The organism is Vicinamibacterales bacterium (assembly GCA_036504215.1).
Classification (GTDB): Bacteria; Acidobacteriota; Vicinamibacteria; order Vicinamibacterales; family Fen-181; genus FEN-299.
Genome location: DASXVO010000027.1, coordinates 1 through 25963 on the forward strand (window position 1 = coordinate 1; position 25963 = coordinate 25963).

Annotated in this window: 22 protein-coding genes and 2 tRNA genes; 16 read left to right on the plus strand and 8 right to left on the minus strand. The window is 66.3% G+C overall.

All coding sequences use genetic code 11. The annotated features are described in order from the left end of the window. Positions 1-38: 38 nt before the first annotated feature. From VGK32_06255 to VGK32_06270, 4 genes are all read right to left on the minus strand, one after another. Positions 39-257 carry a hypothetical protein gene (locus tag VGK32_06255; GenBank protein HEY3381352.1) on the minus strand — a complete coding sequence of 73 codons (219 nt, stop codon included), beginning with the start codon at positions 255-257 and terminating at the stop codon, positions 39-41. Between the two features lie 167 nt (positions 258-424). After that, complete coding sequence (moaA, locus tag VGK32_06260; GenBank protein HEY3381353.1) at positions 425-1444, minus strand: GTP 3',8-cyclase MoaA; 1020 nt, start codon at positions 1442-1444, stop codon at positions 425-427. A gap of 10 nt (positions 1445-1454) precedes the next feature. Beyond that, positions 1455-2570: an AmmeMemoRadiSam system radical SAM enzyme gene (amrS, locus tag VGK32_06265; protein HEY3381354.1), complete on the minus strand. Its 1116-nt coding sequence runs from the start codon at positions 2568-2570 to the stop codon at positions 1455-1457. 25 nt (positions 2571-2595) lie between these two features. Then, on the minus strand, positions 2596-3285 hold the full coding sequence (locus tag VGK32_06270) for a M15 family metallopeptidase (protein ID HEY3381355.1): 690 nt from the start codon (positions 3283-3285) through the stop codon (positions 2596-2598). 30 nt (positions 3286-3315) lie between these two features. Between VGK32_06270 and VGK32_06275 the strand changes: the two genes are divergently transcribed. The 6 genes from VGK32_06275 to VGK32_06300 all read left to right on the plus strand — a co-directional run bounded on the left by VGK32_06275 (position 3316) and on the right by VGK32_06300 (position 9501). Further along, positions 3316-4461 carry a heparan-alpha-glucosaminide N-acetyltransferase domain-containing protein gene (locus VGK32_06275; protein ID HEY3381356.1) on the plus strand — a complete coding sequence of 382 codons (1146 nt, stop codon included), beginning with the start codon at positions 3316-3318 and terminating at the stop codon, positions 4459-4461. Positions 4462-4561: 100 nt separating this feature from the next. Beyond that, the gene (locus tag VGK32_06280; GenBank protein ID HEY3381357.1) at positions 4562-5266 is read left to right on the plus strand and encodes a helix-turn-helix transcriptional regulator; all 705 of its coding nucleotides are present in this window, start codon (positions 4562-4564) and stop codon (positions 5264-5266) included. Positions 5267-5280: 14 nt separating this feature from the next. Next, positions 5281-6522: an MFS transporter gene (locus VGK32_06285; GenBank protein HEY3381358.1), complete on the plus strand. Its 1242-nt coding sequence runs from the start codon at positions 5281-5283 to the stop codon at positions 6520-6522. Positions 6523-6771: 249 nt separating this feature from the next. Further along, positions 6772-7530, plus strand: a complete 759-nt coding sequence (surE, locus tag VGK32_06290; GenBank protein ID HEY3381359.1) for a 5'/3'-nucleotidase SurE — start codon at positions 6772-6774, stop codon at positions 7528-7530. Positions 7531-7542: 12 nt separating this feature from the next. Beyond that, positions 7543-7619: transfer RNA gene (locus VGK32_06295), tRNA-Pro, on the plus strand. A 283-nt stretch (positions 7620-7902) separates the two neighbouring features. Further along, positions 7903-9501 (plus strand): radical SAM protein, encoded by a 1599-nt coding sequence (locus VGK32_06300; protein HEY3381360.1) that lies wholly within the window; start codon positions 7903-7905, stop codon positions 9499-9501. Here VGK32_06300 and VGK32_06305 read toward each other — a convergent pair. Beyond that, positions 9453-10526 carry a Rieske 2Fe-2S domain-containing protein gene (locus tag VGK32_06305; protein HEY3381361.1) on the minus strand — a complete coding sequence of 358 codons (1074 nt, stop codon included), beginning with the start codon at positions 10524-10526 and terminating at the stop codon, positions 9453-9455. The genes VGK32_06300 and VGK32_06305 overlap by 49 nt on opposite strands. A gap of 335 nt (positions 10527-10861) precedes the next feature. Between VGK32_06305 and VGK32_06310 the strand changes: the two genes are divergently transcribed. From VGK32_06310 to VGK32_06320, 3 genes are all read left to right on the plus strand, one after another. Further along, entirely contained in the window at positions 10862-11695 is an 834-nt protein-coding gene (locus VGK32_06310) for a hypothetical protein (GenBank protein HEY3381362.1), read from the plus strand. Positions 11696-11728: 33 nt separating this feature from the next. Continuing rightward, complete coding sequence (locus VGK32_06315) at positions 11729-12178, plus strand: nucleoside 2-deoxyribosyltransferase (protein HEY3381363.1); 450 nt, start codon at positions 11729-11731, stop codon at positions 12176-12178. A 169-nt stretch (positions 12179-12347) separates the two neighbouring features. After that, positions 12348-15488 (plus strand): hypothetical protein, encoded by a 3141-nt coding sequence (locus VGK32_06320; protein ID HEY3381364.1) that lies wholly within the window; start codon positions 12348-12350, stop codon positions 15486-15488. Positions 15489-15503: 15 nt separating this feature from the next. Here VGK32_06320 and VGK32_06325 read toward each other — a convergent pair whose 3' ends face one another. Further along, positions 15504-17342 (minus strand): APC family permease, encoded by a 1839-nt coding sequence (locus VGK32_06325; protein ID HEY3381365.1) that lies wholly within the window; start codon positions 17340-17342, stop codon positions 15504-15506. 178 nt (positions 17343-17520) lie between these two features. Between VGK32_06325 and VGK32_06330 the strand changes: the two genes are divergently transcribed. The 3 genes from VGK32_06330 (at position 17521) to VGK32_06340 (ending at position 18465) form a co-directional block, all read left to right on the plus strand. Continuing rightward, positions 17521-17796 carry an acylphosphatase gene (locus VGK32_06330; GenBank protein HEY3381366.1) on the plus strand — a complete coding sequence of 92 codons (276 nt, stop codon included), beginning with the start codon at positions 17521-17523 and terminating at the stop codon, positions 17794-17796. 15 nt (positions 17797-17811) lie between these two features. Beyond that, the gene (locus tag VGK32_06335; protein HEY3381367.1) at positions 17812-18327 is read left to right on the plus strand and encodes an adenine phosphoribosyltransferase; all 516 of its coding nucleotides are present in this window, start codon (positions 17812-17814) and stop codon (positions 18325-18327) included. A gap of 61 nt (positions 18328-18388) precedes the next feature. Next, positions 18389-18465: transfer RNA gene (locus tag VGK32_06340), tRNA-Arg, on the plus strand. Positions 18466-18700: 235 nt separating this feature from the next. On the opposite strand, the gene VGK32_06345 is transcribed toward VGK32_06340, so the two are convergent. Next, positions 18701-18832, minus strand: a complete 132-nt coding sequence (locus VGK32_06345) for a hypothetical protein (protein ID HEY3381368.1) — start codon at positions 18830-18832, stop codon at positions 18701-18703. A 496-nt stretch (positions 18833-19328) separates the two neighbouring features. Between VGK32_06345 and VGK32_06350 the strand changes: the two genes are divergently transcribed. From VGK32_06350 to VGK32_06365, 4 genes are all read left to right on the plus strand, one after another. Then, a complete protein-coding gene (locus VGK32_06350; GenBank protein HEY3381369.1) occupies positions 19329-20813 on the plus strand; it encodes a radical SAM protein in 1485 nt (494 codons plus the stop codon). A gap of 367 nt (positions 20814-21180) precedes the next feature. Further along, positions 21181-21582, plus strand: a complete 402-nt coding sequence (locus VGK32_06355; GenBank protein HEY3381370.1) for an ATP-grasp fold amidoligase family protein — start codon at positions 21181-21183, stop codon at positions 21580-21582. A 277-nt stretch (positions 21583-21859) separates the two neighbouring features. Beyond that, positions 21860-24235 (plus strand): TonB-dependent receptor, encoded by a 2376-nt coding sequence (locus VGK32_06360; protein ID HEY3381371.1) that lies wholly within the window; start codon positions 21860-21862, stop codon positions 24233-24235. A 162-nt stretch (positions 24236-24397) separates the two neighbouring features. Beyond that, the gene (locus tag VGK32_06365; GenBank protein ID HEY3381372.1) at positions 24398-25084 is read left to right on the plus strand and encodes a tetratricopeptide repeat protein; all 687 of its coding nucleotides are present in this window, start codon (positions 24398-24400) and stop codon (positions 25082-25084) included. Here the strand turns inward: VGK32_06365 and speB are convergent. Then, positions 25074-25961: an agmatinase gene (gene speB / locus VGK32_06370; GenBank protein ID HEY3381373.1), complete on the minus strand. Its 888-nt coding sequence runs from the start codon at positions 25959-25961 to the stop codon at positions 25074-25076. The genes VGK32_06365 and speB overlap by 11 nt on opposite strands. Positions 25962-25963 lie beyond the last annotated feature (2 nt).

Consider the following 25963-nt stretch of genomic DNA (forward strand, 5'->3'; position numbering starts at 1 on the left):
GGCGGGCGTGACCGCCGGCCGACCGCTGCACGCCGACCCTAACTTGGCTTTCTTCCGGCGGCCAGGCGCTCGCCGGTTTGCGGACGCGCGGACTGGGCAATCAACGCTGGCCCTTGCGCCGTCGTTCCCACCAACCGCCCAAGCAGCGTCACGAACTCGTCGGTGCTCAGATGGGCGCTCTCGCCAGGCCCGAACGTATGGACGAGCGAGCGGGCCAGCTCTTCCAATGGGTGATTCCAGAAGCTCCGTGGGCTCATAGGGTTCGCTCCGCCGGGGTCCTCACTGACTAGGCTATAAGCAAGAGCGATGCCTATTTGATACTTGCCGAAATCCTCAGAAAACATGGTGGGTCAGGTGGTGCGAGGCGGTCGGCAGACCGACACTCCCTGTCAAGGAAGAGTTGCCGCAAGAGGTCAGGCTGGCTCTATCCGCCTCGGGTGTGCATCTCGAGATGGGGATTGTGCTTGAGGGTCACGGTCGGGATGAACACTCCGCGTTCCCGTTCGGCGAGCCGAACCTCGGCGCCGCGATCGACGCGTCCCTGCCAGGCTCCCCGGATCGTCTGGGCGACGGCCGAACTTCCAGCACCGGTCCGCAGAGGACGCCGCAAGTCGAGTCCTTCGGCCGCGTACAGACACATGAACCAGACGCCGTCGGCCGTCAACCGTGAGCGGTCGCACGTGCCGCAGAACGGTGTCGTGGTCGATGCGATGACGCCGATGACCGTCCCATCGGGCAGGCGGAACCGATCCGCCGGCGCCCAGACCGTCTCCTCGATTGGCTCGGCGCTGCCGTAGTGCGCAGCCAGACGCCTGAGCATCTCCTCGCGCGGCACCACCTTGTCGGTGGACCAGCGCGTCGCCCCGCCCACATCCATGTACTCGATGAAGCGCACCTCGGCGCGGTGGGTCTTCGCGTACTCAATCAGCGGGACCATCTCGTCATCGTTCACGCCGCGCATGACCACGGTATCGATCTTCAGGCCGTCGAACAGCGGGGCAGCGGCCTCGATGCCGGCGAGCACGCGATCGTGCGTGGTCAGGCGGGTGAGGGCGGTGAACCTGTCGGGGCTGAGCGTGTCGAGGCTGACGGTCAGCCGCATCAGGCCCGCGTCCTTCAGGGGCGCCGCCTGGCGGGCGAGCAGGACGCCGTTGGTCGTGAGCGCGAGATCGGTCAGCCTCGCGCTCGAGGCGAGCAGGCGCACGAGGTCCGGCAGGTCGCGCCGAAGCAGCGGTTCACCGCCGGTGAGGCGCACCTTGTCCACACCGAGGTCGGCGAACAGCGCGACCAGCGTCGCGATCTCCTCGAACGTGAGGAGGTCCTCCTTGGGCAGCCACGCGTACTCCTCCTCCGGCATGCAGTACTGGCAGCGGAGGTTGCAGCGGTCCGTGACCGAGACACGCAGGCTGCGAAGGGGTCGGCCGAGCCGATCGACGAGTGACATCCCCTCGATCTTAACTCAGAGAGACCGTTCCGAGGCGACGGCCGAGTGGCCGAGCTACGGTCTGGCCCTCGAACTTCGGGTCCCATCGGCCGGGGATTCGGGTGCCGCAGGCGGGGCACGCGCCGTCTGGCGTCAGGCGGTAGCGGCGAATCAGGTAGGCGAAGCGTTCGATGAGAATCTCATGGCACGACGGGCAGGTCGTGTCCTCGCACCCGCCGACCGAGCCGGGCATGTTGCCGGCGTAGACGTAGGTGAGTCCGGCAGCCCGACCAATGTCCACGGCCCTGAGCAGCATGTCGACCGTCGTGTCCCCCGTGCCGCTCATCCGGTAATCCTCGTGGTAGGCCGAGACGTGCCACGGAATGTTGGGGGAGACGCCGGCCAGAAACGCCGCCAGGCGCGTCAACTCGGCATCCGAATTGTTGAAGCCCGGTACGAGCAGCGTCACGACCTCCAGCCACAGCCCCATGGCGTGGGCCCGCCGGATCGTGTCAAGGATCGGCTCGAGACGTCCGCCGAGACTCCGGTAGTGCTTGTCGTCGAAACCCTTCAGATCGATCTTGAAGAGATCGATCCAGGGCCGGAGGTACTCGAGCACCTCGGGCGTCCCGTTGCCATTGGAGACGAAGCCGGTGACCAGGCCGGCCTGCCTGGCGTGCTTGAAGATCTCCACCGCCCACTCGGTCGTGATCAGCGGTTCGTTGTAGGTGCTGACGATGGCCTTGGCGCCGGAGCGGACGGCGTCTTGGACCAGCGCCTCGGGCGAGGCGGTCTGCGCGTGGAGCGAGGCGTTGGGGTCGCGGAGCGCCTGCGAGGTGACCCAGTTCTGGCAGTACCCGCAGTGGAGATCGCACCCGAGCATGCCGAAGCTGTAGGCGAGCGCGCCGGGATAGGCATGGAAGAAGGGCTTCTTCTCGATGGGGTCGCACTGGGCGCTGCTCACGTAGCCCCAGGGCACCATCAAGCGACCGTTCCGGTTGAACCGGACCTTGCACACGCCCTGCGCGCCGTTGGGGATTGGACACCGATGTCCACACGCGAAGCATCGCGTCCAGTCTCCGTTGTACGTCTCGTACAACTCGCCTTCCCTCGTGCGCCGCGCCAGTTCGTCGGCCAACGATCTCATGCTGCCTTCTGACTCCTGCCCAAGTTCACCTCGGTGCCGCCCGCGGAACAATCTCCGAGAACTGAATGTTGAGGATCGGATAGCGTGCCCACTCGCGGTAGTTGAAGTGCCACCACTCGTTCGGCTCGACCGTGAACCCCTCGGTTTCCATCGCGGCCTTCAGCCGATCTCGCGCGATGCGCTGCTGGTCAGTGCCGCCGGTGTACGTCGGGTAGGCCCGCGGCGACATCTCGTCGTAGACGCTCGGCATCTCGGCCTCGCGACCGGTCGCAAGGTCGTACAGGGACAGGTCCACGGCGCAGCCGCGGTTGTGCTTGGAGCCCTTCGTCGGATCGGCGACGAACTCCCGCTTGTCGGGCGGCGTCACGTCCCAGAAGATCTTCGTCACCGACCAGGGCCTGTAGCCGTCGTAGACCAGCAACCCGAATCCCTGCTTCCTGAGCGCGGCATTGACGCGGACGAGCGCCTCGGCGGCCGGGCGCTGGAGCAGCGCCCGCGCCTCGGGGTAGACCGGGCGGCCGGCGAGGTTGTTCGGCGTGGCGTAACGGATGTCGAGATGGATGGTCGGGTCGAGTGCGACCAACTCGACCAGGTCCGAGTCCAGGATCTCTGCTGCGTCGCGACGCGGAAACTCGGCCGGAACGGCCACCTGGGCGCTGGCCACCGCGGCCAGCAGGAGGCCGGCCGCGACGAGGACGAGCAGGACTTTGCGCATGCGCCTAGGATACTGCTAATCTCTCACGCCATGACACGGACCACCACGCCGGTTCCGGCTCTGGCTCAGCGTCTGGTCTCGCTCGACGTCTTTCGGGGCATCACGATGGCGTCGATGGTCATCGTCAACAACCCGGGCGACTGGGGCAATGCCTACTGGCCGTTGCTCCATGCCGAGTGGAACGGCTGGACGCCGACGGATCTCATCTTTCCATTCTTCCTGTTCATGGTCGGCGTCTCCATGACGCTGTCCAAGGCCACCACGGGACCGGGATGGCGCATCGTCCGGCGCGGCGTGATGATCATGGCGCTTGGATGGTTCCTCGGTGGGTTCCCCTACTTCGACCTGACGAAACTCAGACTGCCGGGAGTGCTCGTGCGGATCGGACTCTGCTACCTGGCGGCGGCGGGGATCTTCCGCCTCACGTTGCCTCGTGGCGATCGCGACGACCGGCGTCACGCGCGCAGGCTTGGAGCCTGGGTCGCGGGCCTGACGCTCGGATACTGGGCGCTCATGGTGCTGATGCCCTATCCGGGGCACGCGCCTGGTGACCTTACGCCGGCTGGCAATCTGGGTGCGTTCATCGACCGCGCGCTGCTCGGCCGGGCGCACATGTGGGGACGGCGTCCTTGGGACCCCGAAGGACTGTTGAGCACGCTGCCGGCGATCGCAACGACGTTGATGGGGCTCATGACCGGGTTCTGGCTCCGAGCCCCGGCGGAGGGACGAACGAAGGCGCTGCTGATGGCCGCGGCTGGAATTGCGGCGATGGCCATCGGGGCCCTGTGGGATCTGGCGTTTCCGATCAACAAGAACCTCTGGACCAGTTCCTACGTGTTCTTCACCGGTGGCGCCGGGATGGCAGGCCTGGCCGCCTGCTACTGGGTCATCGACGTCGAGGGCTGGCGTTGGTGGACCAAGCCGTTCGTCATCCTCGGCGTCAACGCGATCGCCCTGTTCATGCTCGCCGGCCTCAGCGCAAAGCTGCTGATCCTGATCAAGATGACCGACGCGGCGGGGAAACGGATCTCGCTTCAGAGCCTGATGTACGCACGGGGGTACGAGCCGTTCCTCGAGCCGAAGAACGCCTCACTGCTGTTCGCGCTGACCTACGTGGTGGCGCTGTATCTGGTTCTGTGGTTGATGTATCGACGGAGGATCTTCCTGAAGGTATAGCGGGCGACTGAGTCGGGCTGGTCTGGATGGCTCCTTCACGTTCAGCTTGATCGCAACCGCCTCCAGCCGCCATACTCCGTAGGCGACACGGGGAGGATTCATGACGGAACGCGAGACCTTCGGCCTAGAACTGCGCCGCACCAGGGAGCGACGTGGTCTGACGCTCAACGAGATTGCCGAGAAGACGAAGGTCAAGACGTCGCTGTTTGCCGGACTCGAGCAGAACGATCTGTCGCGATGGCCCGCCGGGATCTTCCGTCGCGGGTTCGTCAGGAGCTATGCGGAGGCCATCGGGCTCGACCCGGAGGAAGTCGTCTCGCGGTTCGTGCGGTTGTTTCCCGAGACCACCGGTGAACCGGTGAACTCGGCTGTCCAGTCGGCCGACCCGCGCACCCAGGTCGAGGTTCCCGCGCTGCGCCTGGTGCTCGACCAGCCGCAGCCCGTCGAGCACGGGCGATCCCTGGCTCGGGCCGAGCGCCGTCTCGTGGCGGGCGCGATGGACATCGGTCTGGCACTCGTGCCCGCGGTACTCATCGCGCTGTGGCTCGGACGCGAGTGGTTCTGGGCGACGGCGGCCTGCGTCGGGCTGGCGGGCCACGTGACGGCGCTCTGCGCCACCGGTAGCACCCCGGGAACGTGGCTGCTGCTGCGCGAACCGGCTCCGATCGACGCGCTGCCGGCGCCTGTTGCCCCTGTAGCTCGACGCGTGGACACGATGCCGCCGGCCCAGCCTGCGCCCCGGCGTCACTCGCTCCGACAGGTGCCCGCGCGGACACAGGTTCGGTCACACCGCCTTCCTCACTAGCCAACGGCTGCGCGATGGCGACCACGCCTCCCGATGACATCGAAGCTACCCCGGGCACAGAGGACACCCGCGTCGTGTTCGGCCTGCCTCGCCCCGTCTGGCTGCTCGGCCTGACGAGCCTCTTCACTGACACCGCGAGCGAGGCGATCTACCCGCTGCTTCCGCTCTACCTCACGCGCGTGCTGGGCGCCGGGGCAGCGTCGCTCGGCCTGATCGAGGGATTTGCCGAGGCCGCCAACAGCCTCCTCAAGATCGTGTCAGGGTACTTGTCGGACCGATGGCAGACGCGGCGGCCGATCGTGATCGCCGGCTACAGTTTGTCGTCGGCCGTCCGCCCGCTGATTGCGCTGGTGTCATCCTGGCCGCAGCTGTTCGTTGTGCGGTTCATGGATCGAGTGGGGAAGGGCGTGCGCGGCGCACCGCGCGACGCGCTGCTCGCCGCCTGCGCCACGCCGTCGACGCGAGGACGGATCTTCGGATTCCATCGGGCGATGGACCACGTCGGTGCCGTGGCCGGCCCGCTGCTTGCCTCGCTGTTCCTGTGGGTCTACCCGGGGCGCTACCGTTGGCTGTTCGCGCTCACGATCATCCCAGGCGCGCTCGCGGTGGCGATGCTCTTCAAGGTGCCCAAGGACCAGGCGTCTGACACCGCGACGTCGTCGCCCGGCGTGAGACCCACGCTCGTGCCGCCTGGCTGGAGAGGTTTGCCGCGGAGTTACTTCACGCTGCTGGCGGTGCTGCTCGTCTTCGCCCTCGGGAATTCGGCCGACTCGTTCCTGCTGTTGCGCCTGACCGACGAGGGAGTCAGGCCGGTGTTCATTCCATTGCTCTGGGCGCTCCTGCACGTGGTGAAGGCGCTCATGTCGGTGTGGGGCGGTGTGAAGTCGGATCGCTGGGGCCGTCGCTTCGTCATCGGGAGCGGGTGGATTGTCTATGCGCTGGTCTACGCCGGTTTCGCCGCCAGCAACTCCGTGGCCACGCTCGTGACCTGGTTCCTCGTCTACGGACTCTACTACGGGCTTTCGGAGGGCACCGAGAAGGCCCTGATTGCCGACCTCGCGCCGGCCGACCTCCGCGGAACGGCTTTCGGCATCTACAACGCGGCCCTTGGCATCGGATCGCTGCTGGCGAGCGTCGCCTTCGGTCTCGTGTGGAAGATGGTGAGCCCGACTGCCGCGTTCGGTGTCGGTGCGGTGCTGGCCATCCTTGCCACGTTCATGCTGTTTGCGTTCATCCGCGAACCGCGGACGGTTTGAGATGCTGATGACCTGGCGGGCATGGATGCCCGCCGCCACTGCCTCGTGAGCAGCGCTGCCGCCCGAGTGGTGCTGCCGTCCGCGTGGCGCTGCCGTCCGGGTGGCGCTGCCGCCCGCGCGGCGCTGCCGCCCGCGTGGCGCTGCCGCCCGCGTGGCGCTGCCGCCCGAGTGGCACGGGCGTCCGAGTGGCACGGGCGTCCGAGTGGCACGGGCGTCCCGCCCGTGCTCATCGTATAATCGATCTCCTGCATGAAACGAATTCTCGTCACCAATGACGATGGCGTGCGCTCCGCGGGAATCAAGGCGCTCGCCGACGCGCTCGCACCCCTCGGCCAGGTGTTTGTCGTCGCGCCCAGCCGCGAGGCGAGTGCTGTTGGCCACGCGCTGACGCTGCACCACCCACTCAGGCTCGAGCACCTCTCCGACTCCACCTACGCGCTCGACGGCACGCCGACCGACTGCGTGAACATCGCCGTGGCCGCGGTACTGCGGGGTCTTCCGGATTTGGTCGTATCGGGCATCAACAAGGGGCTCAACGTCGGCGACGATGTGACGTACTCCGGGACCGTGTCAGGCGCGCTCGAGGCCGCGCTGCTCGGTGTGCCGGGGATTGCCGTGTCGCTGCAGCAGGGGGCGGGCGAGTGGGACTTTCACGCGGCGGCCCGAGTCGCGCGGTTGGTCGCCGAGCCCGTGTTGGCGAAGGGGTTGCCGGCGCGCACGTTCCTGAACGTGAACGTTCCGCGTGTCGATCCGAAGGGAATTCGCCTGACCGTGCAGGGCAAGCGGAATCACTCGACGACCGTCAGCGAGCGGCGCGACCCGCGAGGGCGACCGTACTACTGGATCGGCGAAGGAGAGGACGAGTGGATGCCGAACGGCGAGTCGGACCATGAAGCGATCCGCGCGGGCTACGTGTCGCTGACGCCGTTGCAGTCCGATCTGACCGCGCACGATGCCGTCGGTTTCGTAAAAGGCCTTGGCCTCGAGCGGGAGGCTGGGTTAGAATAGTTTTTCTGCGGTCGGGGCGTGGCTCAGCCTGGTAGAGCACTCGGTTCGGGACCGAGGGGTCGGTGGTTCGAATCCACTCGCCCCGACCAATTTCAGCCATATTATCCAATTCTCTCGGCAACGGCCCGGTGGAACATCGCCGGGCCGTTTTTCGTCGTGCCCTCCGCCCGCCGTCGGGATCGGCGCGTCGGCCGTGCCTTCCGGCGGACGCCGACTCTGCGCGCTTCCTCTCCTGGCCATGGAGGCTTCGGGGACTCGGCGATTCGGATGCCGGCGGCGATTTCGACGTGACGCCCCTGCCGCGTGATGCTATGCTTTGTTGTGTAAAGTCATTTGCATTGGGCGGCCGCCCCATCCAGGAGCGTCACAGGCGTGCGAATCCCGATAGCCTCGTCGTTGTTCGAACGCGTGCCCGACGATCCCTTCTACCTGCCGCGCCGTCCGCTGTGGCTGCCGCCGGACATGGTCCAGCCGCCCGAGTGGCCCCGATCGCGTGGCCCGACGCACATCGCCCCTCGCCACGCGCTGCTCCTGAATCCCTTCTATCCGAAGGATCCGCACGGCAGCTTCGGCAAGCACGTGCTGACGCCGTCGCTCGCCCTGACGAGCCTCGCCGCGGCCACGCCCCCGCCTTGGCAGGTCGATTACTGGGACGAGAACCTGCTCCAAGGCGTGCCCCGGCTCGGAGGCCTGCCGGAAGTCGTGGGCATCACGGTCCACCTGACCTTTGCCGCGCGCGCCTACGAGCTGGCCCGGTGGTTTCGCGATCGGGGCAGCAAGGTGATTCTCGGCGGCCTGCACGTCCAGTCCTGTCCCGACGAGGCCGCACCGCACGCTGACGCGATCGCGCTCGGCGACGGTGTCCAGGTCTGGCCGACAATTCTTGGCGACATCGAGCGTGGCACGCTGCGGCCCCGCTACGTGGCATCTTACGAGAGGGACTTCGATCTCGATCCTCCGCCTCGCCACGATCTCGCCCCTCGCTCGAGCTTCCTGACGACGACCAGCCTCATCGCCACCCGGGGCTGCCGCAATCGCTGCGGATTCTGCTACCTGTCCACCGACGGCCTCCGTGTGCCGTATCGCATGCGCAGCGTGGACGCCGTCTGTCGCGAGATCGAAGCCAACGGCCAGCCGTACGCGGTGTTCATCGACAACAACCTCGGCGCCCACGGCGAGTACCTGTCGGCGCTGTGCTGCGCGCTGGAGAGATCGAGAGTCATCTGGAGCGCGGCCGTGACGCTGGACGTGACAGACGATCCGCGCCTGGTTCGCGAGATGGCCCTCGCGGGCTGTACTGCCGTCTTCATCGGATTCGAATCGCTTACGGACGACAACCTCATCGCCCTCCGCAAGCGTGGGCCCCGCGCCGAGGAGTACGCCAGGCGCGTGCGGGTGCTTCACGACCACGGCATTGCAGTGAACGGCAGCTTCGTGCTCGGCTTCGACGGCGACGGCACGGAGGTATTCCAGCAGACCGCGGACTGGATCGACGCCAATCGGCTCGAATGCGCCACCTTTCACGTACTGACGCCGTACCCGGGCACGCCCCTGTTTCGCCAGCTGGACGCGGAAGGTCGGCTGCTCCACCGCGACTGGTCGAAGTACGACACCGCACACGTCGTCTTCCGCCCCAAGCAGATGACGGCCGAGCAACTGGCGCTCGGCTACGACTGGCTCTACCGGCGGTTGTTCTCCCCAGAATCGGTCTGGCGTCGGCGCCCTCAGGAGGCGACGGCGGTTCTGCCGTACCTGGCGATGTCCCTCCTCTACAAACGCTCGAACCGCCTCTGGCGATTCCTGATCAAGCGGCGGCTCGTACACGCGGTCTGGCGTCCGTTCGTGGAGTGGACACGGCTATGCCACCTCGTGCGGCGCCGCCGCCTCGCCCTGAGCGTTGAGCCGCGAGCACCGCGCGGCAGTCAGCCGCAATCGACCTCGATGGCACCATTCACCACGCGGACCGGGTAGCAGCGCACGCCCTCCTCGGCCGGTGGTTCCAGCACGGCACCATTGGTGACATCGAATGCGGCGCCGTGTAATGGGCACGTGACGACCTGGCCGAGCAACTCGCCCTCCGACAGTACCCCGCCGGCGTGCGGGCATTCGTTGGCGATGGCGAAGTAGCGCTCGCCGACCCGGCAGATCAGTATCTCCCGGCCGTTCACGCGAAGTCCCCGCATCTGCCCTGCGGCCAGCGATCCCGCCTCGGCAACCTTCACGAAGCCGGGCGTGCCGGGCGTGGCTGCGGACGTCGCGCGGGCCTGAGAGCCGGCGTACCCGGCAAACTCCTCGGCGAACACGCGCTCGGGGTCTGCCCCTGCATCGAGCACGGTCTTGGTCGCAGCCGCCACAAGGCCGGGCGGACCCGCGATATAGAAGGTCGGCGCGGCGATGTCCCCGACGTGATCCCGCAGGAAGTCGGCGCTCACCGTCCGACGCTCACCCGCCCAGGGCTGCCCGGACGTGCCGGCGTCCGTCATCGTCGGCACGTACGTGAATGCCGGGTGGGCCTGGGCCATGCGCGCGAACTCTGCGTGATACGCGGCTCCCTCGGGCGTGCGATTCGAGTAGATCAGCGTGATCCGGTACGGCAGGCCCCGGGCGATGGCGTCGAGCACCATGCTGCGAAACGGCGTGATGCCGATGCCGCCCGCGATGAACACCACCAAGGTCTGGGCCGGACGGAGCGCGAACGTCCCGGCAGGGCCGATCAAGCTGACCGGCGTGGCGAATGGCGCCTCCGCCAGACTCCGCTTCAGTGCGCTGCCGGTCATCCGCGTGGCGATCGCCAGCCGCTCCGCGTCCTGGGGCGACGAGGCAATCGAGAAAATCCGGCTGTTGCCCTTCTCGTCGCTGTAGAGCGGGTCGGTCAGCGCGATCGTCACGTGCTGGCCGGCGACGTAGTCCAGCCCCTCGGGCCGCTCGAAGGTGAACGCGAGGGTGCCTTGTGCAACTTCGACGCGGTCGATCAAATGAGTCGTGAATTTCGGCATCTCGACCTCCGGTGAACGATCACCGCCTCCTTCCGTCGACTTCGCAACCATTCCACCCGAGCGTGGCGCGCCGCGAGCTGAGGGAGCCGGTGCCGGGGAACCCGCCGCCCAGGACTGCGCTGCCGCCGAAAACGAGCCAGAAGGTGCCGATGAATCGAGCGAAAGCGCGACGGGACAGGGGCATGGGACACGCTCCCTTTTCAAAGCGAGTATTTGGTACGGGACGTGCGCCGCCTACCGTAGCACAGTCAGAGTCCTGACGCCGCACTGTCGGTGGACCGGCTGCGCCTGCAAGAATCCGGCGCCTCCCCGTTCTCAGAACATAGGAGGTTGACATGACCGGAACATCCCGCACGCTCGTTGCACTTGCCGCCCTCTCCCTGCCGCTCTCCATGAGTCCCGAGGCCCATCCCATTCCCGCCTGTCCGCCCGCCTTCCGCATGGAGGTGCTGGTCGACGGCCGGGCGGTCCCCGAGTACCGGGCGAACGATGCGCGTTATGTCGAGGCGCTGAAAGGAAAGGAGTACGCGATTCGCCTCCACAACCCGCTGCCAGTTCGGGTTGGTGTGGCACTCTCGGTCGATGGTCTCAACACGATCGATGCGCGCCGGACGACCCCACAGGAGGGGCGCAAGTGGATCCTCGACCCTGGCGAGACGATCACGATCGCGGGTTGGCAGACGTCGATGCAGCAGGCGCGCCGCTTCTACTTCACGTCGGAGGAGAACTCCTACGCGACACGGCTCGGCCAGCCGGGTAACCAGGGGGTGATTACGACCGTGTTCTTCCGCGAGCGGACCCCGATCCAGGTGGTTCCCATCGAGGCCGACACCGCCAAGGAGCGTCGCGACGCGCCATCGGCGCCAGCGCCGACGCGGCAGGCGGCGGCAGGGGGCGCTTCGGCCAATGCGATGCCGAAGGCCGAGGCAGCCGCGCCTCCGGCCGACGAATATGCCGCAACGGGAATCGGTGACCGCACAGGCCACCAAGTTCGCCTGGTCCACCTCGATCTGGAGTCGACACCGGCGGCAACGCTGACCGTGCACTACGAGTTTCGCGCGCAACTCGTGCGCCTGGGCATCCTGCCCCCGACCATCGTCGACGATCCGCTCGCGCGCCGCCGCCATGCGACCGGCTTCGCGCCCGGATTCTGCCCGGACGTGAAATAACGGCGCGCCGTTCGTGTAGGATCGTCGCCAGCCATGCGAATCTACCTAGCCTGCACTGTGCGCGGCAACCGGGGCGGTCTAAACGCCGCCCGCCGGCTGGCTGCGCACCTGGAATTCCGGGGCCACGAGATCCTCACCTCGCACCTGCTCGGCGACGACGTCGAGCAGGCCGAGGCGGCGCTGTCCGAGCGCGAGGTGTTCGAACGCGATGTGCGCTGGCTCGATGCCTGCGACGTGCTCATCGCCGAAGCGTCGGGTTCGAGCTATGGCGTCGGGTTCGAGGTGGGATACATCACCGGCCGTGCGGCCCTCACCGGTCAGCGCGTCCTGCTGCTGTTCGACGCCGTCCGCCACGGCGCCATCTCGCGAATGGCATCCGGAAACACGCACTCTGCCTGCGCGATACTGGCGTACCACGACGTGGACGAGATTATCGCCTTCCTTGACCGGCACCTATCACCATCGGACAAGCTCATAGGGTAGAGCCCGAGCCACGCCGGCCTCATTGCCTCTTCGCGGCGCGAGGCCCGCCCCGTTCTGACCGGGTGCGCTTCCAGTCTGTGCCTCGCTGCGCCGGGCGGCTCGCGCAGGCCGGCAGGGTGCCTGACCCGAGCCGTGGTAGTGTGAGCGGGTACTCGAAAGGAGTTCCGCGATGCGTGCGATTCTGTCTGCGATCCTGGCCGGTTGTGTCCTTGCCCTCGCCGCCCTGTCGGCCACGCGCGGCGTGGCCGTCGTTGTCCATGCGCAAGCGTCGGCGTCGGCGACGGGGTACGATGCCGCGTTCTTCGGCGACCTGAAATGGCGGAACATCGGGCCGAATCGAGGCGGGCGGGCGATTGGCGTCGCCGGCTCGACCGCGAGGCCGCTCGAGTACTACTTCGGCGCGACCGGCGGCGGCCTGTGGAAGACGACCGACGGCGGCACGACCTGGAAGCCAGTGACCGACGAACATCTCCGCACGTCGTCGGTCGGTGCGGTTGCTGTCGCGGAGTCGAGTCCGGACACGGTGTTCATCGGGATGGGTGAAACCGAACTGCGGGGCGACGTCATCCAGGGAGACGGGATCTACAAGTCGGTGGACGCGGGCAAGACCTGGAAGTCCTCCGGCTTGGCCGACAGCCAGAACATCGCGCGCATCCGCGTGCATCCAACCGACGCGAACCGCGTGTACGCCGCGGCGCTCGGGCACACGTATGGACCGAACGCCGAGCGCGGTGTCTTCCGCTCCACGGATGGCGGCGCGACCTGGAAGAAGATCCTCTTCCGCGACGAGAGGACTGGGGCCGTCGATCTGTGCCTGGATCCGTCGAACCCACAGGTGGTGTACGCCGCGCTCTGGGAGGTGTTCCGCACGCCGCATTCGCTGTCGAGCGGCGGCCCGGGAAGCGGTCTGTTCAAGTCGACTGACGGCGGCGACTCCTGGACCGAGATCTCTCGCAATTCGGGATTGCCAAAGGGCACGCTGGGCAAGATCGGTGTGGCGGTGGCTCCCGGCGGATCCAACCGTGTCTACGCCATCGTCGAGGCCGAGGAAGGGGGAATCTTCCGGTCGGACGATGGCGGAGCCACGTGGACGAAGGCGAACGACGCGCGGCGCTTCCGTCAGCGCGCGTTCTACTACAGCCGGATCTACGCCGATCCCAAGGAGCGCGACCGCCTCTATGTGCTCAACACCGGTCTCTACAGATCGGCGGATGCCGGGAAGACCTGGAAGTCGATTCGGGTTCCGCACGGCGACAACCACGACCTCTGGGTCGCGGCCAATGACCCCCAGCGGATGATCAACGGCAATGACGGGGGCGGCAACGTCAGTGTGAATGGCGGCGAGACCTGGACGGGACAGCGCTATCCAACTGCTCAGATGTACCACGTTACGACGACTGCTCACGTGCCGTATCACGTGTGCGGCGCGCAGCAGGACAACAGCACCGCATGCGTGCCGAGCACGGGCAACGGCGACGAGTTCTACGAGGTCGGTGGGGGAGAGAGCGGGTACATCGCGGCCGATCCGCGAAATCCTGGCGTGTTCTACGCGGGCAGCTACGGTGGCCTGCTCACGCGTCTCGACCGGCGGACAGGACAGATGCGGCAGATCAACGTGTGGCCGGAGAACCCGATGGGTCATTCGTCGAACGCGATGAAGGAACGGTTCCAGTGGACGTTCCCCATTGTGTTCTCGGCGACGGATCCGCGCGTGCTCTACGCGGGATCGCAGCACCTGTGGAGAACGACGAACGAGGGTCAGAGCTGGGAGCAAATCAGCCCCGACCTCACGCGGGCGGATCCGGCGACGATGGGGCCGTCGGGTGGGCCGATCACCCTCGACCAGACCGGCGTCGAGACCTACGCGACGATCTTCACGATTGCGCCATCGCGGAAGGACGGTGACACGATCTGGACGGGGAGCGATGACGGCGTCGTGCAGGTCACGCGTGACGCGGGCAGGACGTGGAACAACGTGACGCCTCCTGACCTTCCGCCCTTCGCCCGGATCAGCCTCATCGAGGCGTCGCCGCACAAGCCCGGCACGGCGTATGTCGCTGCCAACCGATATCAGCGCGACGACCGCGCACCGTACTTCTACCGCACGGACGACTTCGGCCGTTCGTGGACCACGATCGTCACGGGCATCGCCGACGGTGACTTCGCACGGGCGATTCGCGAGGACATCGTGCGTCCCGGCCTGCTCTACGCGGGGACCGAACAAGGGATCTACGCGTCGTTCGATGATGGCGCGCACTGGCAGTCGTTGCGCCTGAACCTCCCGGTGACGCCGGTGCACGACATTGCGGTCACCGAGAACGACATCGTGCTGGCGACGCACGGGCGTTCGTTCTACCTCCTCGAGCGGATTGGCGTGCTGCGCCAGTTGACGCCGGCCGTCGCGCAGGCGTCGGGACATCTGTTCACACCTCAGGATGCCGTGCGGTCGGTCAACCGCGGCGTCGCGGTCGACTACTACCTGAAGCAGGCGGCCGAGAAGGTCACCATCGACATTCTCGATGGCGACGGGCGCCTCGTGCGGTCGTTCACCGGAACGCCAGACGTCGAAAAGAAGGAGAAGAAGGACGAGGCCGGCGACGAGGAGGAGTACTTCCGCACGCCCGAACCGAAGGTGCCGGTGAAAGCGGGGATGAATCGGTTCGTCTGGGACATGCGGTACCCAGGGCCGGTGCCGATCCCGAAGATGATCCTGTGGGCGGCAGGCCCGCGCGGGCCGACGGCGCTTCCTGGACGCTATCAGGTGCGGCTGACCGTCGCGCAGGCCGGCGCGTCGAACGGCGCCGGTCCGATGGTGGCGTCGTTTGCCATCCGCAGGCACCCGTTGCTGACATCGGTGGCCGACGTGGACCTCCAGCAGCAGTTCGCCCTGGCGATGCAGGTTCGCGATGCCGTGACGCGGGCGGACGAGACGGTGTTGCGGATCCGCTCGATCAAGGAGCAGGTGCACGACCGCTCCGGCAAGGCGAAGAACTCGAAGCTCACGGCCGCGGCGGCTGCACTGACGTCCAGGCTGACGGAGATCGAGGGAGAGATCTACCAATATCGGAACCAGAGCAGCCAGGATCCACTGAACTTTCCGATCAAGCTGAACAACAAGCTCGCGGCGCTGCTCGGCGTGGTGGAGAGCGCGGATGGCCGTCCGACCGAGCAGAGCTACGCGGCGTTCAAGGACCTCACCGTGAGGCTCGATGCGGAGGTTGTGAAGCTGGAGACCATCGAGAAGAGGGACATCCCGGCCTTCAACGCCCTGGTGGCGCGAGCGAAGCTCCCGCCGATCACGGTGCAATGAAGGCGCGGGACTCCGCTAGTTGCGAAGGTGGAACGGCACGCTGGTCACGATGGTGTTCGGCCTGAACAGGAGCGCGGCCTTGATGAGGAGTGCGTTCTGGTTGTGCAGGAGTTGTTGCCACCAGCGGGCGGGCACGAACTCCGGCAGGATGACGGTGACGTAGTCGTCAGGCGTCTCGGCATCGATGTGGCGGATGTAGTCGAGCAGCGGTTCCATCAACGAACGATAGGGGGAGTCGAGCACCACGAGCGGCACCCCCTGTCCCCACAATTCCCAGTCCCTGCGGACAGTCTCGGTGGCCTCTGCGTTCGTGCTGACATAGACCGCCCGTACGTCGGTTGACAGTGTTCGCGCGTAACGCAGTGCCTGCACGACGGCGCGGTGCAGGCCGCCGATCGGTATGAGTACGGTGTTCTTCCGCTTCGGATCCGGTTCCCAGCCCCTCAGCGTGAGCTGGCTGGCGACGTGGTCGTAGTGATGCCTCGTTTCGATGAAGATGACGACGAGCGCCGGGATCAGCATCAGGATGATCCACGCGCCCTCGGGCGTCTTCGTGATCGTCACGACGAGCAGGACGCCCGCTGTGACGATCGCACCAAGACCGTTGACGAACGCGCTGCTGCGCCACCCGGAGGTCCGCAGCCGGCGCCAGCGCAGCACCATGCCTGTCTGTGAGAGCGTGAACGACAGGAACACGCCGATCATGTAGAGCGGGATCAATCGGTGCGTGTCGGCGTGGAAGATGATCAGCAGAACGGCCGCAAAGAACGTGAGGACCAGGATGCCGTTCGAAAAGGCGAGCCGATCGCCCTGGTTCATGAACTGGCGGGGCAGGAACCGGTCGCGTGCCACGATCGAGGCAAGCCGCGGGAAACCGGCGTAGGCCGTGTTCGCCGCCAGCACCAGGATCAGCATCGTCGCGCCCTGGACGATGTAGTAGAGGAGACCGCGTCCGGAGAAGATGCCACGCGCGAGCTGTGACAGGACCGTCTCGTGCGCCGCCGGTACGACGTGATACATCGACGTCATCACGCCCAGCCCGACGATCAACGTCACGGCGAGAAGCGCCATCGTGATGAGCGTCTGCGACGCATGCTTCGTCTCTGGCGGGCGGAAGCCGGGGACGGCGTTCGAAATCGCCTCCACGCCGGTCATCGCGGAGCAGCCGTTCGAGAAGGCTGTCAGCAGCGCGAATATCGTCAGCGTGCCGCCGGCGACGTGCAGGGGCGCGATCTGGACGACGGGCTGGAGGGTGCCGGTCATCGCCCGCCACAGGCCCGTTGCCAGCAAGGCGAGGAGCGAGACCGCAAACACATACGTGGGGACGGCGAATATCCGGCCCGACTCACGGACGCCTCGGAGGTTGCCGAGGGTGAGGAGGAAGACGAAGATCAGCGCGAGTTCGAGACGGCGTGGCGCGAGCGCCGGAAGGGCGGACGTCAAGGCTGCCACGCCGGACGCGATGCTGACCGCCACGGTCAGCGTGTAGTCGATGAACAACGAGGCTGCCGCCACGAGGCCGGCGTACACGCCAAGGTTCTCGTGCGCCACGATGTAGGCGCCGCCGCCCCCGGGATACGCGTAGATCGTCTGCCGGTACGAGAACGTGACGATGATCAGGAGCGTGGCGATCAGAATCGCGATGGGTGGGCTGTACGTGAGTGCGGCGAGACCCCCGACAACGAGAACCCGCAGAACCTCTTCGACCGAGTACGCGACCGACGACAGGCAGTCCGACGACAGGATTGCGAGACCGGTGACGCGCGAGAAGCGTTCCTCGTGCGCCCGGGAAGTGGGAATTGGCCTGCCGACCAGGAACCGTTTGAACTGCGAGACGAGTGTGTCTTCTGCCACCGCTACAGGGCTCCACCGAACGACCCGGCGCGTCCGGGGTGTGATGATGCTATCGCCGACCGCGAAGCACGGTCAATCAATCTCGCCAGGTCGCGGGTTCCGGGAGTGGACGAAAGGGCTGACAGCCCGTGTCGCGGTTGGGTATAATCCGCCGTTCGCGCTCTGACATAAGGCTAGGATGATTATCGCGCGTCGGCTCACCGTCTTTGGTCGCGTCCAGGGTGTCGGATTCCGCTGGTTTGTCATCGAGCGGGCGACCGCGGAGGGCGTGACCGGATGGGTCAGGAACCTGCCCGACGGTCGTGTTGAGATCGTGGCGGAAGGTGAAGCCGAGGCATTCGAGCGCTTCGAGCGGGCCGTTCGCAACGGGCCGCCGAGGTCGCGCGTGGACGACGTGACAACGGACATTCTGGCGCCGACCGGCCGATTTCCGACCTTCTCGGCGCGCCATTGACCGGGACTCTCACCGATGGACACACTCAAATCGCGCATCCGATCCATTCCCGATTTCCCGAAACCGGGAATCTTGTTCTACGACATCACGACGCTGCTGCGTGATCCGGTTGGATTCAAGACCGCACTCGACTGCCTCACGGACCCATACAAGGGGAAGGGCATCGCCCTCGTCGTGGGCATCGAGAGCCGTGGGTTCATCCTGGGCGCGGCCGTGGCCGACCGCCTCGGGGTTGGCTTCTGTCCGATTCGCAAGCCGGGCAAGCTGCCCGCGCCAACGATCAAGGAGTCCTTCCAACTCGAGTACGGCAGCGATGCGATCGAGATCCACCAGGACGCGGTCGAGTCGGGGCAGCGAGTGCTCGTGGTGGACGACGTGCTGGCCACTGGCGGGACCGCCAGGGCCGCGGCGCGCCTGGTCAAGCGGTTGGGCGGCGAGTTGCACGGCCTGGCTTTCCTGATCGAACTGGTGGGACTGAACGGCCGCGCGCTCCTCGAAGGCGAGCAGATCTATTCGGTGCTGAAGTACTAGAAGTGCGGGGAAATCACTCCCGGAGTGGTTTTCGCTCGCACGTGCCATAATTGGCAGCTAGGCGCCCGTAGCTCAGCAGGATAGAGCATCGGTTTCCTAAACCGGAGGTCGCGCGTTCGAGTCGCGCCGGGCGCACCATCTACGACCAACACACATCACGAGATAGCGAGACGGCCTGGCAATCATCGCCAGGCCGTTCGTGTCTGGGGCCTCAGGGATGCGCCCCGCCCCGCAGCCTCTCGCCGTCACGCCCGCGCCGATCGCGAACACGCACTCCTCCGAACCGTTCGACGCGGAAAGCGCCACCTTCTCTCGCGAGCTCGACCGCTCGGAACGGCCGCATCAACCAGGGGGTTCGTCGAGATGCCGCTGCCTAGGTCGGCAGCGGCGGGCAGGTCAATGCCACCGGGTCGAGGCTCCGGTCGTTCTGGGTCCCGTGGTTGTTCGAGATCGTCACATCGGACGCGTTGGTGACCAGGATCCCCTGCGCCTGGGCGTTTCTCACGGTGAAGCCGCTGACGACGACATGCTCTCGTCCCTCGCCTGCCCCTGCGCGGGCAACTCCCGCACCGCCGCCAGCCGCAGCTGGTGAGAGGACGACCGTCTCAGGGGACGATGGCGCAGGACGTGATCGATGGCAGTCCCAGCCCCCAGCACGATCCGGACGTGCGCACGGCTGCGCGCTGCGGGCGCTCCAGGTGACGGAAAGCGGGACGCACGACCGGCGGCCATTCAGCGCCGTGGCCGGCAGGACGGACCCGCTGGAAGAGCCGTCGAGTCGCGGGGAACGGGACTGCATCGAGCCTCCTGCCGCGTGTCGGAGCATGGGGACTTCGTCCTTGTTCCGTCGGCCGAAACAGCGATAATCAGGCTGTGCCTGGGCGGGACGGCTCTTCCGTACGCGGGGCGCCCGAGGGGTCCGATGGCTGGCGCCGGGTCAGCCCGCGCAATGGTGTCCCCAGGATTTCCCGCTCGGGATTCCTGTCGTCTCGGAGGGGTCGATGGCCCGAGTGCTCTTCGTCCTGCCTGTTCCGGAAAGCTACGGCGCCGAGAGACCACTCCTCAATTTCATGCAGGGGAACGCCGGAATCTCGCTGATGGCCGGGCTGCTGAAGGCTCATGGCCACGAGACAGAAGCATTCGTGGCAGGCCACAACCACATGGCGGCCGGCCGTCGCCTGCTGAATCTGACGATCGCGCGATTCAGGCCGGACGTCGTCGGTTTCTCGGCGATGGCGCCGACCTTTCAGGCCTCGGTCCACCTGGCGCGATCACTCCGGCGGCATCATCCGGGACTGTACCTGGTGGCTGGGGGCCCGCACGTCTCTCTGAACCCGGAGACCACGCTCGATGCCGGTTTCGATGCCGCGTGCGTCGGGGAGGGTGAACACCCCCTTCTGGAATTGACGGAACAGCTGAGCCGCGGCCAACGGCCAACGAGCATCGCCAATTTCTGGTTTCGCAACGGAACGGAGACTGAGAGAAACCCACCCCGGCCGTTTCTGGAAGACCTCGACTCCCTACCGCCGGCTGACTACGACGTGTGGCAGAAGTGGGTCGATCCGGAAATGCTGTCGCTCTACGTCAAGGCGGGAATGCCCACGGTGAGTGTTCTGCTGAGTCGGGGCTGTCCGTTCCGATGCACCTACTGCTCAAACCACGCACTGAGCAGACTGGCCTCCGGACCCTATGTGCGAGTCCGGTCCCCGGACGCCATCGTCGCCGACGTTCGGACGGCCTCGCAGCTTCATCCGGGCGTGCACGATATCTATCTCGAAGTTGAGACGATCGGCCTGAACCAGGAATGGGCCCTCGCCCTGTTCGAACGGCTGGAGGCGTTCAACGCCGAACGGACGTCTCCGCTCCGCTTTGGCTGCAATCTGCGGGTGATTCCAGGTCTGCAACCAGACGCCTTGTTTGCCGCGATGCAGACTGCCAACGTCAGGTTTCTGAACATCGGGCTCGAGTCAGGGTCCGAGCGTCTCCGCACGGAGGTTCTGCATCGTCACTACTCGAACGACGACATGGTGAGGACTGTGGCTGCGGCTCGGCGGTACGGCCTTCGCTTCACTCTGTACAATCTGATCGGAATCCCAGGAGAGACCTACGAGGACTTTCTCGAGACGGTCAGGATGAACCGGATCCTCGCTCCGGACGAACACATGACGAGCATCTTCGAGCCGTATCCTGGCACGGAGCTGCACGTGGTCTGCGAGGAACGCGGGTACCTCCGCACGGTGCGCTATGACCCGCTCGGCCGGCAGCGCGCTCAACTCGATCTCCCCGGCTTTTCCAGGGCGACGATCCAGCGTTGTTCGAATTGGTTCGACTACTACGTGTTCAAAGGCAGGATGTCGAACCGCCAGTTGTTACTGCGGATCGGAACACGCTGGTTCCGATCCTCCCGCCTGCTTGTGACGGTGTCGCACTGGAGACCGCTGGCTCGGATTCTTCGTATCCTCAAGTCGCGAGTCCGGCCGGCCTGACTCACGCTGCGTTGCGCCGGAACCGACAGGCTCGGCTCATTCCGGCGTGAGAGGAGGGCGCCGGCCCTGGTGAGTTCGATCCGCTCGATGACAGGTTCGTCCGTCAACCGATTCGGGCTCATGCGAGCAGCCGCTGGTTCGCCGTCTCAGCAAGGGCTCGCTCGGCGCGCCTCTCTGTAGGGCCTCGGGCACGCCGGTGGTTGTCCTGCGTACACCGCCGCTCAACCGAGCGCTGGCCCGATCTGCGAAATCCCCGCACCTTCAACGAGAAGGTGATCTGCAAGATCCTCTACGATCGCCGAACCTATCTCACGCTGTTCGCCGACAAGCTGGGCATACGGGCCTACGTGCGCTTGCGCGCACGTGGCTGAAGCAGAACCATGCAAACGTCCACGGTGAGTGGGCCTACGGCGCTGTCACCCCGACCGTGTACGCCGAGCAGTTTCTCGTCGGCGAGGACGGTGGCATTCCGGACGACGACAAGCTGTTCGTCTTCAACGGCCGGGTCGGCGTGATCCAGGTCGATCGCGACAGGCATGGAGACCATCCCCAGCGTCTGTACGATCCGGGCTGGGGAGATCTCGAGGGAACGGTGATCGCGGCGCGATGTCGGGCCGTGCGACGGGACGACGGGTCCGTCGCCACGGTGGTGACTCCGAGTGGTGGATTCACGTGGACCCTCCCACGTGACGCCAACCTCGGCGGCCTCGATGCGTCTGCTCGCCGCGATGAAGGGATGGGAATCACCCGTGACGGCCGCATCATCTGATCGTTGGCCGGCGTGCTGAACGATCCCAAGACGCTGGAGTCGGTGATCCGAAGCTGGATCGAGCCGAAGAGGCCTTGACGCCGGGAGACGAGTCAACCGATGACGCGGTGAAGGCCTTCCGCCCACAATGCCCGACGGGCGTCGTCAAGGCTGCTGAGCTCCGGGTATAGTTGTAGCCATGGTCCTCAGAGGCTCGCCGGTCGTCGCCCTGGTCCTCTTGGTCTGCGCGCCCGGCTTGGCGGGAGCATCTGGCGCGGACGCCCACCTCAGAGGGCGTGTGATTGACGCCATCTCGCAAAGGGCCGTGGCCGGTGCGACGCTGTCGGTCGGAGAGCGGCAACTGACTGCCGATGCCGAGGGGCGATTTGAGCTGACAATCGCAGCCGGAGAGTGGGGCGTCCGCGTCAGTGCGGCGGCCTACCTCGATTTCGAGGAGAAGGTGCGTCTGGGTGACGGCGAAACCCGGACGCTGGAGATCCTGCTGGTTCACCGGAAGGCGTACGAGGAGAACGTCGAGGTTACGGCGCCGCGGGCTGCGCCCGAGCGGCCCACCGCCATCCCGGTCGAAACCAGGCAGGTCCTGGCCGCCGCCGGAACCGCCGACAACATCTTCCACGTGTTGCAGACGCTGCCCGGCGTTGCCGCGACGGAGGAATTCGGCAGCAGGCTGTCGGTGCGTGGTGGATCGCCGGATCAGAACCTGACCATCATGGACGGTGTCGAGATCCACAATCCCTACCGCCTGTTCGGTCTGACGAGCGCGTTCAATCCCGAGACGGTCCGTCGCTTCGAGTTGACGGCCGGAGGTTTCGGAGCGGCCTATGGCGACCGGCTGTCCTCGTTGCTCATCGTCGAGAATCGACCAGGAGACACGAGCAAGGCATTCAAGGGGTCGGCGGCGCTCAGCGTGACGGACGGGAACATCGTGGCGGAAGGCAAGCTCCCCGGCGGCGCGAACGGATCCTGGCTCGCCACCGTCCGCCGCACCTACTACGACCTCGTCGCCGACCGCATTGTCGGTCAGAAGCTGCCGTCGTTCAGCGACGTGCAGGGCAAGGCCGTGTGGGAGCCGAAGGAGGGAAGCCGGCTGTCCTTCTTCACGCTGGTGAGTCGAGAGGATACGGATGCCTCCTTCGACGGGAACGCTCCGGGCGAGCGCGGCTCCATCCTCGCAAAGGCCCGGAACGACGTCGTGTCGGCCCGGTACGAACTGCAAGTGGGGAATCGCGGCACCTCGACGACGACGGCGAGTTGGTATCAGAACGTGGACCGACTCAACTTCGACGGCAGCTTCCGGCCCGAGAATCGCCGTTCGAACTCGGTGAACGAACAGGCGACGCCCCTGTCCTCGCTGACGCTCAGCCGTGATGTCACGGTCAAGGACTTCTCCGCCCGCCAGGAGTTCGGTCTCATCCTCCCGCGCGGACATGTCGTGGAGACGGGTTTCGACGTGCACCGCCTGATGACGGGAGTGCAGTGGGCCGCGTCGTTCGACCGCTCGCTCGTCATGGGCAACGGGTCGAGCGTGCAGGGCGGGGCGGGCCTGCCGGACTTCCTGGACTCGTGGAAGCCTGCCACACGGACGGGCGTCTGGGTGCAGGACCGCGTGCCCATCTCGAAGCGATTCACGGCCGAGCCCGGCTTGCGTGTCGACTACAGCACGTTCAACAGGAAGACCGCGATATCGCCGCGATTGTCTGCAACGCTGAAGCTCGATCGCGCGTCGCGCCTTCGGGCTTCGGGCGGTCTCTACACGCAGAGTCCGGGCTGGGAGAAGCTCCTCCAATCCGACTATTTCGTGGATATCACGCCCGGGGGCGGCGTCAATCTGGCGAACGAGCGGTCGGCGCACGCCGTGCTGTCGTACGAGCGCGATCTGTCGGCGGCCCTGCTCGTGAGGGTGGAAGGGTACTACAAGCAGTTCAGTGACATGATCGTCGGCCGCCTCGAGACCGAGGCGGAGCGGGTTGCCCGGGTGGCTCAGTACGACTTCCCGGCGAGCCTGCAGGGGAGCATTCCGCGCGATCCGATCATCACCAGCTACCCGACAAATGACGGGTCAGGCAACGCGTACGGCTTCGACGTGTTCGTCTCGCGGTCGGGGCTCGTCGGCCAGCGAGGGTTGACGGGCTGGGCCTCCTACACCTTCGGGATCGCCAATCGGACCGCGTACGGCCGGTCGTACCCGTTCGAGTACGACCGGCGGCACGCCGTGAGTCTCGTGGGCAGCTATCGATTCGGCCCGCGATTCGACATCGCCGTGACGGCGAGAGTGGCGTCCGGTTTTCCGCGCACACCCGCGGTCGGTCTCCGCGTGGCGGCGGCTGAAGACGCGCGGGGCAGACTGGTGCCGGCGCGCGACGAGACGGGAGCGCTGGTCTACACGATCGACGGCGGCGGTGTGGACAACCTGAACACCGCACGCCTGCCGTTCTTCGCGCGAGTCGATCTCCGCGCGACGTATCGACCAGGCGGCGGCTCCGGCCGATGGGAACTCTACCTGGACGTCATCAACGTGCTCAATCGGAAGAACGCGGGCGACATCAGGAACAACCTCGACTACGATGCGACGTCCGACCGGCCGAGACTCGTCGAGGAGCGAGGCGCCGCAATCCCACTTCTCCCGTCGTTCGGCATGCGGCTACGTTTCTAGCGCGGACGGTTCACCGGGTCGGGTATAATTCCAAGGTTTTCCCCCATCCGGTCCTGACGGCAGTCGGCAGGACGTGCAACCGCCGCATCGAGCGGCATCTGGTCCCAGTTCATGAAGAGAACAGAACGTCATCGTTTGAAGGAAAATGAGCTTGCATCGACCGTGACGCGTCTCCGCGAAACGTTCGAGATCTACCGCAAGCCGATCATTGCCGGCGTCGTGGCGGTTGTCGTCGTCGTCGCCGCGGTGATAGGTGTCCTCGCGTGGCGATCAGAGGCCGACAGCCAGGCGCGTGTGGGCCTCGCAGATGCCATGGCCGTCGAGCGAGCCCAGGTAGCGCCGGCACTGGCGCCGGGTGCCACGACACCGCCTCCGCCCGCACCGGCCGGAAGCTTCCCGAACGAGAAGGCCCGGAACGAGGCGGCCCTGGCCAAGTTCATGGCGGTCGCGACTCAGTATCCCTCGGCCGACGCCGGCATCACGGCACGCTATCACGCGGCAGCACTGCTGACCCTGCTCGGCCGTCAGAGCGATGCGCTGCAGCGTTACCAGGAAGTGATCGACCGCGCCGGATCGTCGCTCTACGGTGAGATGGCGAGGCTGGGCATCGCGGACGTCCAGGTGGCGGCGGGTCAGTGGGACAAGGCCATCGCCACTTACAAGGAGATGTCCGCGCGCAAGGACGGCAAGCTGCCGGTTGACGGCATCCTGATGCAGTTGGGCCGGGCGTACGGGGCCGCCGGGAAGCCCGTCGACGCGAAGCAGACGTTCAAGCGAATCGCGGACGAGTTCCCGCAATCGCCCTATGCGGCCGACGCGAAGCGGGAGATGGACGCGATCAAGGGATAGCGAAGCGATAGCTCAGCATCTTGTAGATGAGTTTCGCGCACAGGAAGTTCGGCGCCACCATCCCCGGCAGGGGGCACAGTTCCACGACGTCGCATCCCACGACGAGGCGTTTGCTCATGACCGCCTTCAGCAGCGCCGTCGTCTCGTGCCACGACAGGCCGCCAGGTTCTGGCGTTCCGACGGCAGGCATGATCGCCGGGTCGAGGCCGTCGCAGTCTATCGTCACGTAGACCTGGTCGGTCAGAGTGGATACGACCCGCTCAATCCAGTCCGGGTCCCGCCGCATGTCGTGGTCCCAGAACACGTGGGTCCGCAGGCCGGGAATCGCCTGGGATTCCTCCCGGCACAGGCTTCGAATGGCGACCTGCGTGCAGGGCACGTGCTCGACGATGCGTCGCATGGCGCAGGCGTGGCTGAAGCGGCTGCCCTGGTAGGACTCGCGCATGTCGGCGTGCGCGTCGATCTGCAGCACGGAGAGGCCCGGTGTGCGGGCTGCAATCGCCTCCACGACAGGCACGCTGAGGGAATGCTCGCCGCCCAGGATGACCAGGAACTTCCCGTGCGCCATCACCGAGGCGACGACGCGTTTGATCTCGTCGAGCGCGCCGCCCATGTCGTGGTGCGAGAGGTCCATCTCGGGCAGCGTGTAGATTCCGCGGCTGTAGGCCTCACTGGCCGTCTCCTGATCCCACAATTCGACCTGGCCGGATGCCAGCAGAATCTCGCGAGGTGCGTTGCGCGTGCCGGTGACGTAGCTCGTGGTGCGTTCGAACGGGATGGGCAGTACGACCGAGGCGCAGTCCTCGAAGCTCTGTGAGTGCTCGAAACCGCCGAAGGTCAGGGGGGCAGGGTGGTCGTAGTCAACAAGGTAGTCCATCG

Coding starts and splice junctions, on each gene's coding strand:
- VGK32_06255 (HEY3381352.1), bottom strand. CDS start 257: ATGAGCCCACGGAGCTTCTGGAATCACCCATTGGAAGAGCTGGCCCGC.
- moaA (HEY3381353.1), bottom strand. CDS start 1,444: ATGTCACTCGTCGATCGGCTCGGCCGACCCCTTCGCAGCCTGCGTGTC.
- amrS (HEY3381354.1), bottom strand. CDS start 2,570: ATGAGATCGTTGGCCGACGAACTGGCGCGGCGCACGAGGGAAGGCGAG.
- VGK32_06270 (HEY3381355.1), bottom strand. CDS start 3,285: ATGCGCAAAGTCCTGCTCGTCCTCGTCGCGGCCGGCCTCCTGCTGGCC.
- VGK32_06275 (HEY3381356.1), top strand. CDS start 3,316: ATGACACGGACCACCACGCCGGTTCCGGCTCTGGCTCAGCGTCTGGTC.
- VGK32_06280 (HEY3381357.1), top strand. CDS start 4,562: ATGACGGAACGCGAGACCTTCGGCCTAGAACTGCGCCGCACCAGGGAG.
- VGK32_06285 (HEY3381358.1), top strand. CDS start 5,281: ATGGCGACCACGCCTCCCGATGACATCGAAGCTACCCCGGGCACAGAG.
- surE (HEY3381359.1), top strand. CDS start 6,772: ATGAAACGAATTCTCGTCACCAATGACGATGGCGTGCGCTCCGCGGGA.
- VGK32_06305 (HEY3381361.1), bottom strand. CDS start 10,526: ATGCCGAAATTCACGACTCATTTGATCGACCGCGTCGAAGTTGCACAA.
- VGK32_06310 (HEY3381362.1), top strand. CDS start 10,862: ATGACCGGAACATCCCGCACGCTCGTTGCACTTGCCGCCCTCTCCCTG.
- VGK32_06315 (HEY3381363.1), top strand. CDS start 11,729: ATGCGAATCTACCTAGCCTGCACTGTGCGCGGCAACCGGGGCGGTCTA.
- VGK32_06320 (HEY3381364.1), top strand. CDS start 12,348: ATGCGTGCGATTCTGTCTGCGATCCTGGCCGGTTGTGTCCTTGCCCTC.
- VGK32_06330 (HEY3381366.1), top strand. CDS start 17,521: ATGATTATCGCGCGTCGGCTCACCGTCTTTGGTCGCGTCCAGGGTGTC.
- VGK32_06335 (HEY3381367.1), top strand. CDS start 17,812: ATGGACACACTCAAATCGCGCATCCGATCCATTCCCGATTTCCCGAAA.
- VGK32_06350 (HEY3381369.1), top strand. CDS start 19,329: ATGGCCCGAGTGCTCTTCGTCCTGCCTGTTCCGGAAAGCTACGGCGCC.
- speB (HEY3381373.1), bottom strand. CDS start 25,961: ATGGACTACCTTGTTGACTACGACCACCCTGCCCCCCTGACCTTCGGC.